Origin of the sequence: Martelella sp. UBA3392, assembly GCF_002358775.1 — a bacterium.
In the GTDB taxonomy this organism is placed as follows: Bacteria; Pseudomonadota; Alphaproteobacteria; order Rhizobiales; family Rhizobiaceae; genus Martelella; species Martelella mediterranea.
Window position 1 is genome coordinate 1 of record NZ_DEPM01000106.1, and the last position, 14,709, is coordinate 14,709.

General features: G+C 63.4%; 17 protein-coding genes. 15 read left to right on the top strand and 2 right to left on the bottom strand.

Translation table 11 applies throughout. The annotated features are described in order from the left end of the window. Positions 1–816: pyridoxal-dependent decarboxylase (locus B4E36_RS07720; RefSeq protein WP_345900200.1), on the top strand; the 816-nt coding region annotated here is incomplete at its 5' end. Positions 817–865: 49 nt separating this feature from the next. Here B4E36_RS07720 and B4E36_RS07725 read toward each other — a convergent pair. Then, the gene (locus B4E36_RS07725; RefSeq protein WP_292052529.1) at positions 866–1,585 is read right to left on the bottom strand and encodes a LuxR C-terminal-related transcriptional regulator; all 720 of its coding nucleotides are present in this window, start codon (positions 1,583–1,585) and stop codon (positions 866–868) included. Between the two features lie 479 nt (positions 1,586–2,064). Here B4E36_RS07725 and B4E36_RS07730 point away from each other — a divergent pair, with 479 nt between their 5' ends. The 6 genes from B4E36_RS07730 (at position 2,065) to nikR (ending at position 7,368) form a co-directional block, all read left to right on the top strand. Then, positions 2,065–3,621, top strand: a complete 1,557-nt coding sequence (locus B4E36_RS07730) for an ABC transporter substrate-binding protein (RefSeq protein ID WP_292052527.1) — start codon at positions 2,065–2,067, stop codon at positions 3,619–3,621. A gap of 7 nt (positions 3,622–3,628) precedes the next feature. After that, positions 3,629–4,633 (top strand): ABC transporter permease, encoded by a 1,005-nt coding sequence (locus B4E36_RS07735; protein ID WP_292052524.1) that lies wholly within the window; start codon positions 3,629–3,631, stop codon positions 4,631–4,633. Next, positions 4,626–5,492 (top strand): ABC transporter permease, encoded by an 867-nt coding sequence (locus B4E36_RS07740; RefSeq protein WP_292052521.1) that lies wholly within the window; start codon positions 4,626–4,628, stop codon positions 5,490–5,492. The genes B4E36_RS07735 and B4E36_RS07740 overlap by 8 nt, the downstream gene beginning before the upstream one ends. Then, entirely contained in the window at positions 5,489–6,286 is a 798-nt protein-coding gene (locus B4E36_RS07745) for an ATP-binding cassette domain-containing protein (RefSeq protein WP_292052519.1), read from the top strand. Before B4E36_RS07740 ends, B4E36_RS07745 begins: the two co-directional genes overlap by 4 nt. Beyond that, complete coding sequence (locus B4E36_RS07750; protein WP_292052517.1) at positions 6,279–6,866, top strand: ABC transporter ATP-binding protein; 588 nt, start codon at positions 6,279–6,281, stop codon at positions 6,864–6,866. Before B4E36_RS07745 ends, B4E36_RS07750 begins: the two co-directional genes overlap by 8 nt. Positions 6,867–6,939: 73 nt before the next feature. Continuing rightward, positions 6,940–7,368, top strand: a complete 429-nt coding sequence (nikR, locus tag B4E36_RS07755; protein ID WP_292052514.1) for a nickel-responsive transcriptional regulator NikR — start codon at positions 6,940–6,942, stop codon at positions 7,366–7,368. 18 nt (positions 7,369–7,386) lie between these two features. On the opposite strand, the gene B4E36_RS07760 is transcribed toward nikR, so the two are convergent. After that, positions 7,387–8,301 carry an FUSC family protein gene (locus B4E36_RS07760; protein ID WP_345900201.1) on the bottom strand — a complete coding sequence of 305 codons (915 nt, stop codon included), beginning with the start codon at positions 8,299–8,301 and terminating at the stop codon, positions 7,387–7,389. A gap of 432 nt (positions 8,302–8,733) precedes the next feature. Here B4E36_RS07760 and B4E36_RS07765 point away from each other — a divergent pair, with 432 nt between their 5' ends. From B4E36_RS07765 to B4E36_RS07800, 8 genes are all read left to right on the top strand, one after another. Continuing rightward, positions 8,734–9,036: an urease subunit gamma gene (locus B4E36_RS07765; RefSeq protein WP_026173120.1), complete on the top strand. Its 303-nt coding sequence runs from the start codon at positions 8,734–8,736 to the stop codon at positions 9,034–9,036. Between the two features lie 10 nt (positions 9,037–9,046). Next, complete coding sequence (locus B4E36_RS07770; protein ID WP_018062735.1) at positions 9,047–9,454, top strand: urease subunit beta; 408 nt, start codon at positions 9,047–9,049, stop codon at positions 9,452–9,454. Positions 9,455–9,490: 36 nt separating this feature from the next. Beyond that, positions 9,491–11,209, top strand: coding sequence for an urease subunit alpha (locus B4E36_RS07775; RefSeq protein WP_230719344.1), 1,719 nt, complete (start codon positions 9,491–9,493; stop codon positions 11,207–11,209). Between the two features lie 148 nt (positions 11,210–11,357). Beyond that, a complete protein-coding gene (gene ureE, locus B4E36_RS07780; protein ID WP_292052507.1) occupies positions 11,358–11,948 on the top strand; it encodes an urease accessory protein UreE in 591 nt (196 codons plus the stop codon). 15 nt (positions 11,949–11,963) lie between these two features. Further along, entirely contained in the window at positions 11,964–12,686 is a 723-nt protein-coding gene (locus tag B4E36_RS07785) for an urease accessory protein UreF (protein ID WP_292052505.1), read from the top strand. A 38-nt stretch (positions 12,687–12,724) separates the two neighbouring features. Then, entirely contained in the window at positions 12,725–13,369 is a 645-nt protein-coding gene (gene ureG, locus B4E36_RS07790) for an urease accessory protein UreG (protein ID WP_018062731.1), read from the top strand. A gap of 4 nt (positions 13,370–13,373) precedes the next feature. Beyond that, complete coding sequence (locus tag B4E36_RS07795; protein WP_292052502.1) at positions 13,374–14,309, top strand: urease accessory protein UreD; 936 nt, start codon at positions 13,374–13,376, stop codon at positions 14,307–14,309. Between the two features lie 26 nt (positions 14,310–14,335). Then, a partial coding sequence (locus B4E36_RS07800) for an urea transporter (RefSeq protein ID WP_345900202.1) occupies positions 14,336–14,709 on the top strand: 374 nt, incomplete at its 3' end.

A 14,709-nucleotide genomic window follows, 5' to 3' on the forward strand; every position in this document is an offset into this window, starting at 1 on the left:
CTCTGCGACGAGAACACGATCGGCGTGGTGCCGACCCTCGGCGTCACCTTTACCGGCGAATACGAGCCGGTGAAGGCCGTCGCGGACGCTCTCGATGACCTGCAGGCGCGCACCGGGCTGGATATCCCGATCCATGTCGATGGCGCCAGCGGCGGCTTCCTCGCGCCCTTCTGCGCGCCGGAGCTCGAATGGGATTTCCGTTTGCCGCGGGTGAAATCGATCAATGCCTCCGGCCACAAGTTCGGCCTTGCGCCGCTTGGCGTGGGCTGGGTGGTGTGGCGGGAGGAACAGGACCTGCCCGAGGAGATGATCTTCTGGGTCAACTACCTCGGCGGCAACATGCGCGACATCACGCTCAACTTCTCGCGTCCCGGCGGCCAGGTCGTCTGCCAGTACTATAATTTCCTTCGCCTCGGCCGCGACGGTTACCGCAAGGTGCATGAGGCCTGCTATCGCAGCGCCGCCTATCTCGCCGACGAGCTGGAAAAGACCGGGCTTGTCGATATCGTGTTCGACGGCGACATGAAGCGCGGCATTCCGGCGGTGTCATGGAAGCTCAAGGAAGGGGTGAAGACCGAATACACGCTGTTCGACCTTGCCGACAGGCTGCGCTCGCGCGGCTGGCAGGTGCCGGCCTACACGCTTCCGGCCAATTGCGAGGATCAGGCGGTCCAACGCATTCTGGTGCGCAACGGCGTCAGCATCGATCTCTGCTCGCTGCTGATCCGCGATATCAAGGCGTCGGTCGACTATTTCAAATCCCATCCGATCACCAGGTCGGTCTCCGAGGAAGAAGCCTCCGGCTTCCATCACTGAGTAAGCAGAGCGACCGTCGCGCCCTTGAGGTGCGGCGCTGTCGGTCCGGTCAATCGCTGAACCCCATCGCGGCATAGAAGGCCGCCGCCTGGGCCCGCGAGGTGACGTCGAGCTTGGTGAGAATCTCGCTCACATGGTAGGCGATCGCGCGTTCGGTGCGCCCTACGATGCTTGAGATTTCGCCGTTGGTCTTGCCTTTGGCCATCCAGCTCAGGATTTCCACCTGAAGGTCCGACAGCAATTTGAAACGGCGGAGATCATATTCGGTGAACTGGCCTTCCTTGAACGCGGCCAGGCGCGCCACTGCCACGCTCGACAGGATCGTGACCTCCGGTATCACGTCAGGCGATTGCGGCGTCGGGTCGATGGACAGAAGCGTAATTGCACTGGCCTTTCCGTTGAGCGCCGGCAGCGACAGCGTCAGCCCGCCCATGATGCCCTGGAAACGGACATAATCATAGTATTCCTCTTGTCCGGGCATATCCCAGTTCTTCTGGTGCCACAGCAGCGGTGTCTTGTTGAACTCCAGATGCGCCATCAGCGGATCGCGCCCGGCCCACCTGTCGTTGACATAGGTGTCCAGCTCTTTCGTCGTGAAGGTGCTCAGCGTCGGCTTCTCCATGAACTCGGAGACGGTCGATCTGTTGATGCTGATGTTGTAGCCGACGAAACCCAGCCTGTTCACACTCTGTGTGAAGGCGCTCTTGACCTCCGGAAGGCTTTGGGCGAAAGCGATTCTGGTGACATCGTTGGATAGCGGCTTTAGCATGGTGTCCCCCAAAACTCTCTATACATTAGTGCATCCTAATGTTGAAAATTGATGACTGTCAATTCTGACAGTCGGTGCTCGCGATCGGTCCGTCTCCTGTCTCGCCGCCACAGGGCGCCACGACTAGAATATGCGTTTGAGCAAAAAAAACAAAGGCGCTCAGGGGCTTGAATGAAGTGGACGCATGCCGGCGTTTATTCGCGTGGAAAGGTTTGCGACCATGTGAGTTGCCGTGTCTCCGGTTGTATCCGCGCAACTGTCCGTTCTGACAGTTCCCTCTTCTGCGCGCTATCATTTAACTGTGGAAGCCGGTCAGGCTGGCCGGCTTTCAATTGGCTTTTGCGTCCGCAACGTCGGACTTCGGTCGCCGATTTTCATCATCAAACGCTCTCTTGGTCTTCAGAAAAGTATGATGTTTTCGTCTTGACGTCATACTCGTTCGTACTAAACTGCTTACTCATTGAACCAGGGGGCGTTTCATGAAAATTTTCGGTGCAGGTGTGTTGATCGTATCGGGTGTGCTCGCCGCAGCGGTCCCCGCCGCCGCCAAATCCGAGCTTATCCTTGCCATCGGCGGCGAGCCGGATACCGGCTACGATCCGCTGCTGGGCTGGGGGCGCTATGGCCATCCGCTGTTTCAGTCGACCCTGCTGAAGCGCGATGCGGCGCTTGAAACCGTTCCCGACCTCGCCAGCGCGCGGTCGCTTTCCGACGACAGGCTGGTCTGGACCGTCACGCTGCGGCCGGGCGTGACCTTCAGCGACGGCACGCCGCTTTCGGCCGAGGACGTGGCCTTCACCTTCAACGAGGCGGCCAAAGCCGGCGGCGTGCTCGACCTGACGGTGATGGACAGCGCCGAGGCGATCGACGACCTGACGGTGGAAATCCGCCTGAAGCGCCCCTGGGTGACATTTTCGGAGAACTTCTACTCGCTCGGCATTGTGCCGTCGGACAGCTATGGGCCCGGCTATGCCCGCAACCCGGTCGGCTCCGGCCCTTTCAAGATGGTCTCCTGGACGGAAGGGGAGCAGCTCATCGTCGAGGCCAATCCGGATTATTATGGCCGGAAGCCGGAATTCGAACGTCTGACCTTCGTGTTCTCGGGCGAGGACACCAGTCTGGCCGCGGCCCGCACCGGTCAGGTCGATATGATCTCCGTGCCGGCACTGATGGCGGATGACGACATTGACGGGTTCCGCAAGGTCATCGTGCCCTCCGTCGACAATCGCGGCCTTTCCTTTCCCATGACCGCGCCCGGCGCGGTGAACGGCGAGACGGTGGGCAACGACGTGACGTCCGATCTCGCCATCCGTCGCGCCGTCAATCTCGGCGTCGATCGGGAGCAACTTGTCGAGGTGGCGCTGAACGGCTATGGCCGCCCGGCCTATGGACCGGCGGACGGACTGCCCTGGTCCAATCCCGATGCAGCCGTCGCCCATGATCCGGATGGCGCGCGCGCTTTGCTGGACGAGGCGGGGTGGGCTGTCGGCGATGACGGCATCCGCGTTCGCGACGGCGTGAAGGCCGCGTTCGACATCTATTATCCGGCCTCCGATTCGGTGCGCCAGGCGCTTGCCGTCGTCACGGCGGAACAGTTGAAATCGCTCGGGATCGCCGCCCGGCCGATGGGTGCGACCTGGGAGCAGATCGGCCGCGTCGACCACCAGCAACCGGTCATGTTCGGCTGGGGCAGCCATAGTCCGCTCGAGGTCTACAGCCTCTATAATTCCGCCTGGGGCGGCATCGAATTCTACAATCCCGGCTATTTTTCCGACGAAACCGTCGACGCCCATTTCGCCGATGCCCAGCAATCGGCAAGCCTCGAGGCGTCCTATCCCGACTGGCAGGCGGCGGAATGGGACGGGCAGACGGGCTTTTCCGCGCGCGGTCTTGCCGGTTGGGCCTGGCTGGTCAATCTCGATCACGTCTATTTCGCCACCGACTGCCTAGATATCGGCGACACCCAGGTGGAGCCGCACGGCCACGGATGGCCGATCACCGCGATGATCGAACAATGGAAATGGACGTGTGAGTAATCCTGGCTTGAGCTCCGTCCCAAGGTTGGTGGCCACGCGCGTCGCGCGGCTTGCGGCCGTGCTTCTTCTCGTGGCCGTCGTCGCCTTCGCGCTCGCCAAAATCTCCCCGGTCGATCCGGTCAATGCCTATCTCGGCATCGATATCGCCCGGGTGGGGCCGGAACAGCGCGCCCTGATCGCGGCGCGCTGGGGGCTCGACCAGCCGCCCTTGGCGCAGTTCACGCTGTGGGTGCGCAACCTGTTGCACGGCGATCTCGGCTATTCGATGATCTACAATGCACCGGTTTCCGAGGTGATTGCCGCGCGGTTCTGGACCTCTCTGCCGCTTGTGGGTCTGGCATGGCTGTTCTCGGGCATTTTCGGTTTTGTGCTTGGCGTTGTCGCGGGCGCGAATTCGGGTTCCTGGGCCGACCGGTTGATCCGGCTCTACGCCTATTTCCTTTCCTCCGCACCGACCTTCTGGATCGCGATCCTGCTCTTGATCGTATTCTCTGTCCAGCTCGGCTGGGCGCCGGTCTGTTGCGCCGGACCGCTCGGCGTCGTGCCCGCCGATGTCACCTTCGCCGAGCGGCTGCAGCATCTCGCCCTGCCGCTCGCCGCCCTCACTTTGCTCGGCGTGGCGCAGGTCGCGCTGCATACGCGGGCCAAGATCGCCGAGATCCTGCAGCTTGACGCCGCCCTTTACGCCCGCGCCCAGGGCGCCGGCAAATGGGACGTCGTGCTCCGGCACGGGGTGCGCAACGCGGCGCTGCCGGCGATCACCATCCTGTTCGCCTCGCTTGGAGAACTGTTTGGCGGCTCGATCCTGGCTGAACAGGTCTTCGCCTATCCGGGTCTCGGTCAGGCTGCTGTGGCCGCAGGCGTGCGGGGCGACGTGCCGCTGCTGCTCGCCATTACCCTGTTCCTCACTTTGTTCGTGTCGATCGGCAACATGATCGCCGACATGCTCTATCATCTCGTCGATCCGCGGATACGGGAAGCGGAATTCACGGCGGGAGGCGCGCATGGCTGAAACCCTCCACGTGCCGGTGCAGGAACCGATGATCCTGCCGCGCATGGGCAACAGGGTCTGGACGCTGTCGGTCGCTTCGCTCGGCCTGGCGCTGATCCTGTTCGTTCCCCTTGCCGTGCTGATGGCGGGATCGGCGGGCGTCGCCCCCGATTTCGCCGCCCGGCTGTCTCCGCCGGGCTGGCAGCACTGGTTCGGAACCGACCAGATGGGCCACGACATGTTGGCGCGCACCTTGAAGGGCCTCAACACCAGCCTCTGGGTCGGGCTTGTGGCCTCGACCTGTTCGGTGCTGATCGCCACGGTTCTGGCGATCGTCTCCATCGTCGGCGGCAAGTGGGTTGACCGGCTGGTGTCGCTTCTGGTGGACGCCGCCATCGGCCTGCCGCATCTGGTGCTGCTGATCCTGATCTGCTTTGCACTCGGCGGCGGACCGGTTGCCGTGACGCTCGCGGTCGCGCTCACCCACTGGCCGCGCCTGACGCGGATATTGCGCGCCGAAGTGCTGCAGATCCGGCAGGCGCCCTATGTCGTCGCGGCCCGCCATTTCGGCAGGTCCTGGGCGTCGATTGCATTTGGCCACATCCTGCCGCATCTGCTGCCGCAGATGCTGGTCGGCCTGGTGCTGATGTTTCCGCATGCGATCCTGCACGAGGCGAGCCTGACCTTCCTCGGGTTCGGCCTTGATCCCACGCGACCGGCGATCGGCGTGATGCTGGCGGATTCGATGCGCTACCTGACCGCCGGAAAATGGTGGCTGGGCCTGTTTCCCGGCCTCTGCCTGCTGGCGCTGGTGCTCTGCTTCGATGCCGTGGGCAACGGCCTTCGTCTGATCCTCGATCCAAGGACGGCAGAGACATGACGCTTCTTTCCTTCCACGATTTCGGCATCGGCTTTCGCCGCTACAGCGGCCTGCTTTCGATGCGGGAGGTGCCGGTCGTCAGCGGCATCGGCTTTTCGGTGCGGCGCGGCGAGGTGGTTGCCCTGATCGGCGCTTCCGGCGGCGGCAAGAGCCTGATCGCCCATGCGCTGTTCGGTGTGCTGCCGCTCAATGCCTGCACAACAGGCGCGATCCGCTTCGAAGGCCGGGTGGTCGATGAGCGGAGCCGACCGGCCCTGCTGGGGCGACGCATGGCGCTGATGCCGCAATCGGTGAGTCATCTCGATCCGATGGCGCGCTGCATCAGCCAGCTTCGCTGGGCGGCGCGGCGGGCGGGTGCGCCGGCGGATGATGCCCGCCTTGCCGCGACTCTCGCGCAGTTCGGGCTCGGCGCGGAGGCGGGCAACGCCTTTCCGCACCAGCTTTCCGGCGGCATGGCGCGGCGCATGCTGATGGCGATCGCGACCATCGGCGATCCGGACCTGATCGTCGCCGACGAGCCCACCAGCGGCCTCGACGACGACAATGCCGATATCGTGCTGGCGCGGCTACGCAAGCTTGCCGGCGATGGCAAAGGGGTTCTGCTGGTCACGCATTCGCTCGCCTCCGCGCTTGCCTATGCCGATCGGGTCTGCCTGATTCGCGATGGCCGGCTCGAGGGCGAGGAGGATGCCGCCGGTTTTTCGGGCGGCGGCGGCGGGCTGCGCACGGCCTATGCCCGCGTGCTGTGGCGGGCCCTGCCGCAGAACGAGTTTCGGGGTGGCGACCATGCTTGAGGCGAGACGCGTTCGGTTCGGGTACGGCGTGCGCGCGCCGGTGGTCGACGGGGTCGATATTTCCATCCGCCCGGGCGAGATCGTCGGCCTCACCGGCCGGTCGGGCGCCGGCAAGTCGACGCTGGGGCGGCTTCTCGCCGGCTACCACAGGCCGGCCTCCGGCGAGGTGCTGGTCGATGGCAAGGCCCATGCGAAGGGCTATAACACGGTGCAGTATCTCCACCAGTCGCCGATCTTCGCCGTCGATCCGCGCTGGACGGTGGGACGGATCATTGCCGAGGGCTGGTCGCCCGATGAGGAGACCCGGCAGGCGCTCGGCGTTTCGAAGAGTTGGTACGACCGCTTTCCGCACGAGATCTCGGGCGGGGAACTGCAGCGCATCGCGGTGCTGCGCGCGCTCGGTCCGCGCACAAGATACCTCGTGGCCGACGAGATCTCCGCGCCGCTCGATCCCTTGACCCAGGCCCAGATCTGGGACGCCCTCATCGGCGCGGTGCGCAAGCGCAATCTCGGCATGCTGGTCATCAGCCACGACCGTCCGCTGCTCGCCCGCCTGTCCGGCCGCCTCGTCACGCTTTGATCCTCTCTGCCCGGTTGGCGAACGATGAGAAGGCGGCTATCAAGGGGTGGTGGAGCAATGAAGGAACCGAGCCATGCAGCGCGTCACCGTAACCCTCGACGACAATCTGATGGACGAGTTGGACAAGGTCGTCCGTGAACGCGGCTACCAGAACCGATCGGAGGCGATCCGCGACCTGACGCGCGCCGGCATGCAGCAGACCCTCGTCGACAGCGGCGCGGTGGAAGAATGCATTGGCGTGTTGAGCTATGTCTATGACCACGAGGCACGCGATCTGGCGCGCCGGCTGACAAACACCTTCCACCACGATCACGACCTCTCGATCGTCAGCACCCATGTTCATCTCGACCATGATCGTTGTCTGGAGGTCTCGATCCTCCGGGGCGAGCCGCGCATGGTGAAGCACCTCGCCGACCACGTGATCACCGAGCGTCATGTGCTCCACGGCAAACTGGTGCTGATACCGGTGGAGGACAATGAGGCGGACGGCAAGGGCGCCTGACCGTTTCTGCGGGTCGGTTCAGGATTTTCTGGCGTTTGCCAGCAGCGGCAATATCAGGGCGGCGAGGGCGATCCCGCCGATGGTCAGCAGAACCCGGTTCGCGGTGATCTCGAGAACGCTGCCATCGGCCTGCAGATTGAAGGCCAGCGCGATCGCGGTCAGGCAGAACGACCACGGCGCATATTTCTTGGCGCCGATCATCAGCATCGTGAAAACGAGCCCGCCCACAAGCGCGGCATGGAGCCACGGGATGGGAGACAGGCCGAGGATCAGCCCGCCGGCTGCCGCGCCGAGCGTGGTGCCGAGGCCTCGTGCCTTCATCCGGTAGAGCGTCTGCTGCCGCGTCGGCTTCATCACCCTGAGGCCGGCCGCCGGAAGCCAGCACGGATGGGAGCCGGGCAGGAAGCAGGCGATACCGCTTCCCGCAAGCGCAACGCCGACCATGCCGGCGGCAAACCGCCGCTGGCCGGGATCCGTCGCAAGGGCGATCCTTCCGCTTTCGGGCGGGGAGACGGCCAAGGGAATGGCGAGGCTGACGAAAATGCCTGCCCAGAGCGTTCCGGCGAGAAAGCTCAGGCCATAGGCGGGAATCCCTGCGGCCGGCACCTGACCGACCGAGAGAAAATAGGCAAGCGCGCCAAGGGCGATCGGCAGGCGAAGATAACCGCCTTTCAATTCGCCGAGGCATTGCGCCAGCGCCGCGATCACCGCGCCGGCGAAAAACAGGCCGGATCCCAGCGAAACGGACGCGCCCAGTGTTGCGAAGAGGCTGATGGCGATGGCGGAGACGAGCAACAGCGGAACGCGGCCGGAGGGCGGAAGGCGGGGAAACGAGACGCCCAGCAGATAGGCCCCGAAAGAGGCAACCATGCCGTGCGCGGTTTCGCCCGCGGCCATGCCCGCAACCCAAGGCGCGATAATGGCCAGCGCCATTATGGCTGCGCTTCGACCTTTTCCGCCAAAATCGATCAAGCGCATTTCCAGTCGAGAACCTGCTTTAACGCGTGGAAAACTTGGTTGGCGGTCGCAGGCCGCGTCGCCCGTGGAGGTCGCGTCGGGCGCGTTCGCAAAGCGACATACCGGCCACAGATTATCAAGCATGCCTCCGTTCTCAAGACCTTACAACTGTCAATCCTGACAGTTTATCGCGCAATATCTTACTCATATCCTTCTTCTCACAAAGCGGGACTTCAGATCGAAGCGGCTCCTCCTCGGCTTCTGGACTCTGGAAACGTCTCCGGAACCGGGCGGAAGATATAAAGTCGATACTTTTCAGTTATTTACCTTGGCGGGTATCGTCGGCAAAGACGTTTTTCTGAAGATCACGCTGGTGCGCATCCAGCCTTTATGACAGGGGAGACCTATATGCATTTCACGCCTCGAGAGATCGACAAGCTGATGATCTACACGCTCGCGCAGGTCGCGCAGCAGCGCAAGGATCAGGGCCTGAAGCTCAACCATCCCGAAACCGTCTCGCTCATTTCCGTGGCCGCGCTGAACGGCGCGCGCGCCGGCAAGACCGTTGAGGAGGTCATGGAAATCGCGCGCAAGGAAATCACGCGCGACGATGTGATGGAGGGGGTCGTCGACATGATCCCTTACGTGCAGGTGGAGGCCGTCTTCACCGATGGCAGCCGTCTCGTCACCATCCACGATCCGATCCAGTGAGGGCTTGAATATGGCGAATGAAAAGAAAACCCCGGTCGGCGGGCTGGTCCTCGGCAAGGGCGACATCGAGATCAATGCCGGCTATCCGACGACCACGCTCAAGGTGCGCAACACCGGCGACAGGCCGATCCAGATCGGCTCGCATTTTCACTTCTTCGAGGTCAATGCCGCGCTGGAATTCGACCGCGAACAGGCGTTCGGCAAGCGCCTGAACATTCCTGCAACCACCGCCCTGCGTTTCGAGCCGGGCGATGAGAAAGAGGTCACCCTTGTTCCCTATCAGGGCAAGCAGCGGGTGCTCGGCTTCAACGGCCTCGTCAACGGCTGGGTCGGCGACGAGAGCTACAACGACAGCCGTCCGCGGCTGGTCGACGCGATGGAGCGCGCGGAACGCTACGGCTTCAAGTCGTCCAAGTGACCGCCCGGCACAACCTCATTCGACAGGATTTCTGAAATGGCCAAGATTTCAAGACAGCAGTATTCCGACCTCTACGGTCCGACGACCGGCGACAAGATCCGCCTCGGCGATACCGATCTCTACATCGAGATCGAAAAGGACCTCCGGGTCTATGGCGAGGAAGCCGTCTATGGCGGCGGCAAGACGTTGCGCGATGGCATGGGCTACGACAACGAACTCACCAATGCCGCCGGCGCCCCGGACCTCGTGATCACCAATGTCACCATCCTCGACCCCGTGCAGGGCGTCATCAAGGCCGATGTCGGCGTCAAGAACGGCAATATCTGCGCGATCGGCAAGGCCGGCAACCCGTCCACCATGTCGGGCGTTACGCCGGGGCTGGCGCTCGGACCGGGCACCGACGCGATTTCCGGCGAGCACCTGATCCTGACGGCGGGCGGTATCGATGCCCACGTCCACTTCATCTCGCCCCAGCAGGCGGAAGCCGCGCTTTCCAACGGCGTCACCACGCTGTTCGGCGGCGGCATCGGCCCGACCGACGGCACCAACGGCACCACCATCACCCCCGGCACCTGGAATGTCGAGATGATGCTGCGCTCCTTCGACGGCTGGCCGGTCAATGCCGGCGTGCTGGGCAAGGGCAATGTCTCCGCGCGGCTGCCGATCGAGGAGCAACTGCGCGCCGGCGTCATGGGCCTGAAGATCCACGAGGACTGGGGCAGCACGCCGGAAGCGATCCGCACCTCGCTGCGCGTCGCCGATGAGTTCGACGTCCAGGTCTGCATCCACACCGATACGCTGAACGAGGCCGGCTTCGTCGAAAACACGATCGCCGCCTTCGAGGGCCGCACCATCCACACCTACCATACGGAAGGTGCGGGCGGCGGTCACGCGCCGGACATCATCCGCGTTGCCGGCCAGTCCAACGTCATTCCGAGCTCGACCAATCCGACGCTGCCCTACGGCATCAATTCGCAGGCCGAATTGTTCGACATGACGATGATCTGCCACAATCTCAGCCCCAAGATACCGACCGACGTCGCTTTCGCCGAAAGCCGCGTCCGCCCGGAAACCATCGCCGCTGAAAACGTGCTGCACGATCTCGGCGCGATCTCGATCCTTTCCAGTGACAGCCAGGCCATGGGCCGCGTCGGCGAGAACTGGGCGCGCACGATCCAGACCGCGCATCTGATGAAGGACCGGATGGGCGCCTATGATGGCGATACGTCGGGCAATGACAACGAGCGCGTTTTGCGCTTCGTCGCCAAGGTCACGATCAATCCGGCGATCGCCCAGGGCGTCAGCCATGTGATCGGCTCGGTCGAAGTCGGCAAGATGGCCGACCTCGTGCTCTGGGAGCCGGCCTTCTTCGGCGCCAAGCCGAAAATGGTGATCAAGGGCGGCCTCATTTCCTGGGCGCTGATGGGCGATCCGAACGCCTCGCTGCCGACGCCGCAGCCGGTTCTCTACCGTCCGATGTTCGGCGCCTACGGCTCGGCGCTGCCGAAGACGCGCGTGACCTTCACATCGCTGGCGGGCTATGAGGACGGCATTGTCGACCGCTACCAGCTCCAGTCGCATGTGGTGCCGGTCTATGGCACGCGCACGATCAGCAAGAGCTCGATGGTGCGCAACAGCGCCCTGCCGGAGATCGAGGTCAACCCGGAGACCTTCGCGGTGACCGTCAACGGCAAGCACGCGACCGTCGAGCCGGCGACCACGATCCCGCTGAACCAGCTTCACTTCTTCAGCTGATTGCGATGCCGGGCGAAGCAAACCTTCGCCCGGCCCGTCCAACAACAACGACGCCGGGGACGTTCAGCCGGAAGGCGGCATCGCGGGCCAGACAGGCTCCGGTGCATTTCGGCTCTTCTTTCAAGGCGCACAGAATGCGGCGAACACCATGATTCTTGTCGAAAAAATCCTTGGCAACCTGAAGGATGCCGACTGGCACAAACGCTCCCACGAGGCGACGGTCGATTACCTCGCGCTCGAACAGTGGGAAGCGCCGAAAAACCGCCTGCGCAAGGCGAGCGAGGGCGGAACCGAACTCGCGATCTCGCTGCCGCGCTCGGAACATCTCCACAATGACGACGTCCTTTATTACGACGAGGCCAGCAACACCATCATCGCTGCCCGCATCGCGCTGAAGGAGGTCATGGTGATCGAGCTCGAAGGGCTCGAAACGCTGGCGCCGCAGGAAATCCTGCGGATCTGCTTCGAGCTGGGCCACGGGCTCGGCAACCAGCACTGGCCGGCAGTCATCAAGGGCAGCACCGTCTATGTGCCGCTCTCCGTCGACCAGAAGGTCATGGCCTCGGTGATGAAGACCCATGCCTTCGAGGGCGTGAAGAGCCACTTCGCGCCGGGCGAGGAAATCGCCGCCAAGCTCGATGCGCGCGAGGTGCGCATGCTGTTCGCCGGGGCCGACGCGACGCCGCATCATCATCATGACCATGGTCACGGCCATGGCGACCATCATCACCATCACTGATCGCGAGGCAGGGGCATGGCAGATGAGAACAGCAGCAGGACACGCTCGGCAGACGACATGATCCTGCTTGCGCGTCTTCTGCAGTTTTCCGATTCGACGTTGCCCGTTGGCGCGTTCGCCTTTTCCAATGGGCTGGAATCGGCGATCCAGACCGGGGTCGTCGCCGATGCGGAAAGTCTGGAGCGCTTCGTCGAGACGGTGGTGCGACAGGCCTCGGGCATGGACGGCATCGCCTTTCTGCATACCCATCGTGCGGCGCGGCGCGGCGCCTATGACGCCGTGCTCGAGGCGGACCGTGAATTGTGGAACCGACGCGTGGGAGAAGAGCAGCAGATGATGCTCGCCCGCATGGGCCGGAAATTCGCGGAGCTTTCCCTGAAGATCAGCGCGTTTCCCGTTCTCGAACGCTGGCTTGCCGATATCAAGGCCGGTGCGACGCCCGGCTGCTTTCCGGTCGGCCAGGCGGTGGCGCTGGCGCATATGGGCGCCGATGAGAGGCAGGCCTTCGTGGTCCATCAGTACGGCGTGGCGGCCATGATCATGAGTGCTGCGGTACGGCTGATGCGGATCGATCATTTGGATACCCAGCGCATCCTGTTTGCCGTGCAGGGCCGCGTCGAGGCCGATTACGCGCGCGTCCACGGGCTGGACCTCGACGAAATGTCCGGCTTTGCCCCGGTCTTCGATGTCCTCGTCGCCCATCACACGAAAACACATGTCCGGCTGTTCATGAACTGACCGGCGAAACAAGGCCGGCGGAAAAAAGGATTGGCACAATGAAGAAAATCACGCGTATCGGCATCGGTGGCCCGGTCGGATCGGGCAAGACGGCCGTGATCGAAACCATCACCCCGCGTCTGATCGAGCTTGGCGTCAAGCCGCTGATCATCACCAATGACGTCGTCACCACCGAGGACGCCAAGCAGGTGCGGCGCACGCTGAAGGGCGTGCTGGTCGAGGAAAAGATCGTCGGCGTGGAAACCGGCGCCTGCCCGCATACCGCGGTGCGCGAGGATCCGTCGATGAACATCGCCGCGGTCGAGGAGATGGAGGAGAAATATCCCGACAGCGACGTCATCCTGATCGAATCGGGCGGCGACAACCTGACGCTAACCTTCAGCCCGGCGCTCGCCGATTTCTACATCTATGTCATCGACGTCGCCGCCGGCGACAAGATCCCGCGCAAGAACGGCGCCGGCGTCTGCCAGTCGGATATTCTCGTGATCAACAAGACCGATCTCGCCCCTTATGTCGGCGCCGATCTCGGCGTCATGGACCGCGATTCCAAGCTGATGCGCGGCAAGAAGCCGTTCGTGTTCACCAATTGCAAGACCGGCGAGGGCGTGGACGAACTGATGAAGCTGATCATGGATATGGCGCTGTTCGACGTGACGCCCGCCTCCGGCCAAGCCGCCGAGTGATCTGATGAGCCTGCATGAACGTCTGCGCCGGATCGACGAATACCGGGAACTGAACGGTTTCAGGACCGAGCCTCAGCAGATGCGCGCGGCCGGACCGGGAAAGATCGGGGCGTTACGTCTCGGCTTCTCGATGCGGGGCGGTCGCTCCGTGCTGTCCGATCTCTACCGGGTCACGCCGCTTCTGGTGCAGCAGGCGCTCTACTGGGACGAGGCAATGCCGGAACTGCCGATCTGCTCGATCATCTCGATCGGCGGCGGCATATTGCAGGGCGATCGCTACACGATCGATATTTCGGTGGGCGAGGGGGCCTCTGCCCAGGTGACCTCCCAGGGCGCGAACCGCATCCACCAGATGGACGCCAACTACGCCTCGCAGCACCAGACGGTGATGCTCGCAAAGGACGCCTATCTCGAATTCCTGCCGGACTTCACCATTCCCTATCGGGACTCGCGCTTCATCAACGACACCGATCTCGTGGTCCATGAGGACGCGACGCTGCTCTATGGCGAGATGATGATGACCGGCCGCAAGCATCACCATGAAAGCGAGCGTTTCGGCTTCGATCTCCTGTCGATGACCGTCAATGCCCGTCGGCCCGACGGACGCAAGCTGTTCACCGAGAAGGTGCTGATCGAGAAGGGTAACGAGACCATCGATTTTGCCGCGGTGATGGGCGGTTATGATGCCTTTGCCAACATTCTGTGCATCACGCCGCCGGCTGTTGCCGAGCGAATCCGGGAGCGGGTGAACGTCAGTTTCGGCGACGAACGGCCGCGCGCGATTTCCGGTTTCTCGACGCTTCCGAACGGCGCCGGGTTGATGCTGCGCGTGGTCGGGATCGAAAGCTACGACGTGCGCGCGGAGGTCAGGAATTTCTGGAAGGTCGTCAGGGAAGAAGCCCGCGGCAAAACGCTGCCGGAGGAATTTCTCTGGCGTTGATCAAGGGCCAAGAAGGGGGTGCGGATATGACGGAGAAGCGGAAAGATTTTGGAACCCAATGCCTGCGCGGCGCGGGGCAGGTGTTCTTCATGGAGAACGCGCTCACCGGCGCGCTGTTCATCGTCGCGATCGCCTATGCGAGCTATGCCGGGGGCAACTGGTCGACCACGATCGGCGCGCTTGTTGGTCTCATCGTCGCCACGCTCACTGCCCGGCTTCTCGATTGCGATGAGGACTCGATCACCTCCGGCCTGTTCGGCTTCAACGGCATTCTCGTGGGCGTCGCGCTGCCAACCTTCATCAGCGTCTCGCCGCAGCTCTGGTTCTATGTCGTCATCGGCGCGGCCATGAGCACGGTGGTGACGGCGGCGCTCGGGGCGATGATCACCAAAAGCTGGGG

Excerpts from the sequence above, each read along its gene's own strand:
- B4E36_RS07765 (WP_026173120.1), top strand. The coding sequence starts at position 8,734 with ATGCATTTCACGCCTCGAGAGATCGACAAGCTGATGATCTACACGCTC.
- B4E36_RS07725 (WP_292052529.1), bottom strand. The coding sequence starts at position 1,585 with ATGCTAAAGCCGCTATCCAACGATGTCACCAGAATCGCTTTCGCCCAA.
- B4E36_RS07775 (WP_230719344.1), top strand. The coding sequence starts at position 9,491 with ATGGCCAAGATTTCAAGACAGCAGTATTCCGACCTCTACGGTCCGACG.
- B4E36_RS07750 (WP_292052517.1), top strand. The coding sequence starts at position 6,279 with ATGCTTGAGGCGAGACGCGTTCGGTTCGGGTACGGCGTGCGCGCGCCG.
- nikR (WP_292052514.1), top strand. The coding sequence starts at position 6,940 with ATGCAGCGCGTCACCGTAACCCTCGACGACAATCTGATGGACGAGTTG.
- B4E36_RS07795 (WP_292052502.1), top strand. The coding sequence starts at position 13,374 with ATGAGCCTGCATGAACGTCTGCGCCGGATCGACGAATACCGGGAACTG.
- B4E36_RS07760 (WP_345900201.1), bottom strand. The coding sequence starts at position 8,301 with ATGGCGCTGGCCATTATCGCGCCTTGGGTTGCGGGCATGGCCGCGGGC.
- B4E36_RS07785 (WP_292052505.1), top strand. The coding sequence starts at position 11,964 with ATGGCAGATGAGAACAGCAGCAGGACACGCTCGGCAGACGACATGATC.
- ureE (WP_292052507.1), top strand. The coding sequence starts at position 11,358 with ATGATTCTTGTCGAAAAAATCCTTGGCAACCTGAAGGATGCCGACTGG.
- B4E36_RS07730 (WP_292052527.1), top strand. The coding sequence starts at position 2,065 with ATGAAAATTTTCGGTGCAGGTGTGTTGATCGTATCGGGTGTGCTCGCC.
- B4E36_RS07770 (WP_018062735.1), top strand. The coding sequence starts at position 9,047 with ATGGCGAATGAAAAGAAAACCCCGGTCGGCGGGCTGGTCCTCGGCAAG.
- B4E36_RS07745 (WP_292052519.1), top strand. The coding sequence starts at position 5,489 with ATGACGCTTCTTTCCTTCCACGATTTCGGCATCGGCTTTCGCCGCTAC.
- B4E36_RS07740 (WP_292052521.1), top strand. The coding sequence starts at position 4,626 with ATGGCTGAAACCCTCCACGTGCCGGTGCAGGAACCGATGATCCTGCCG.
- ureG (WP_018062731.1), top strand. The coding sequence starts at position 12,725 with ATGAAGAAAATCACGCGTATCGGCATCGGTGGCCCGGTCGGATCGGGC.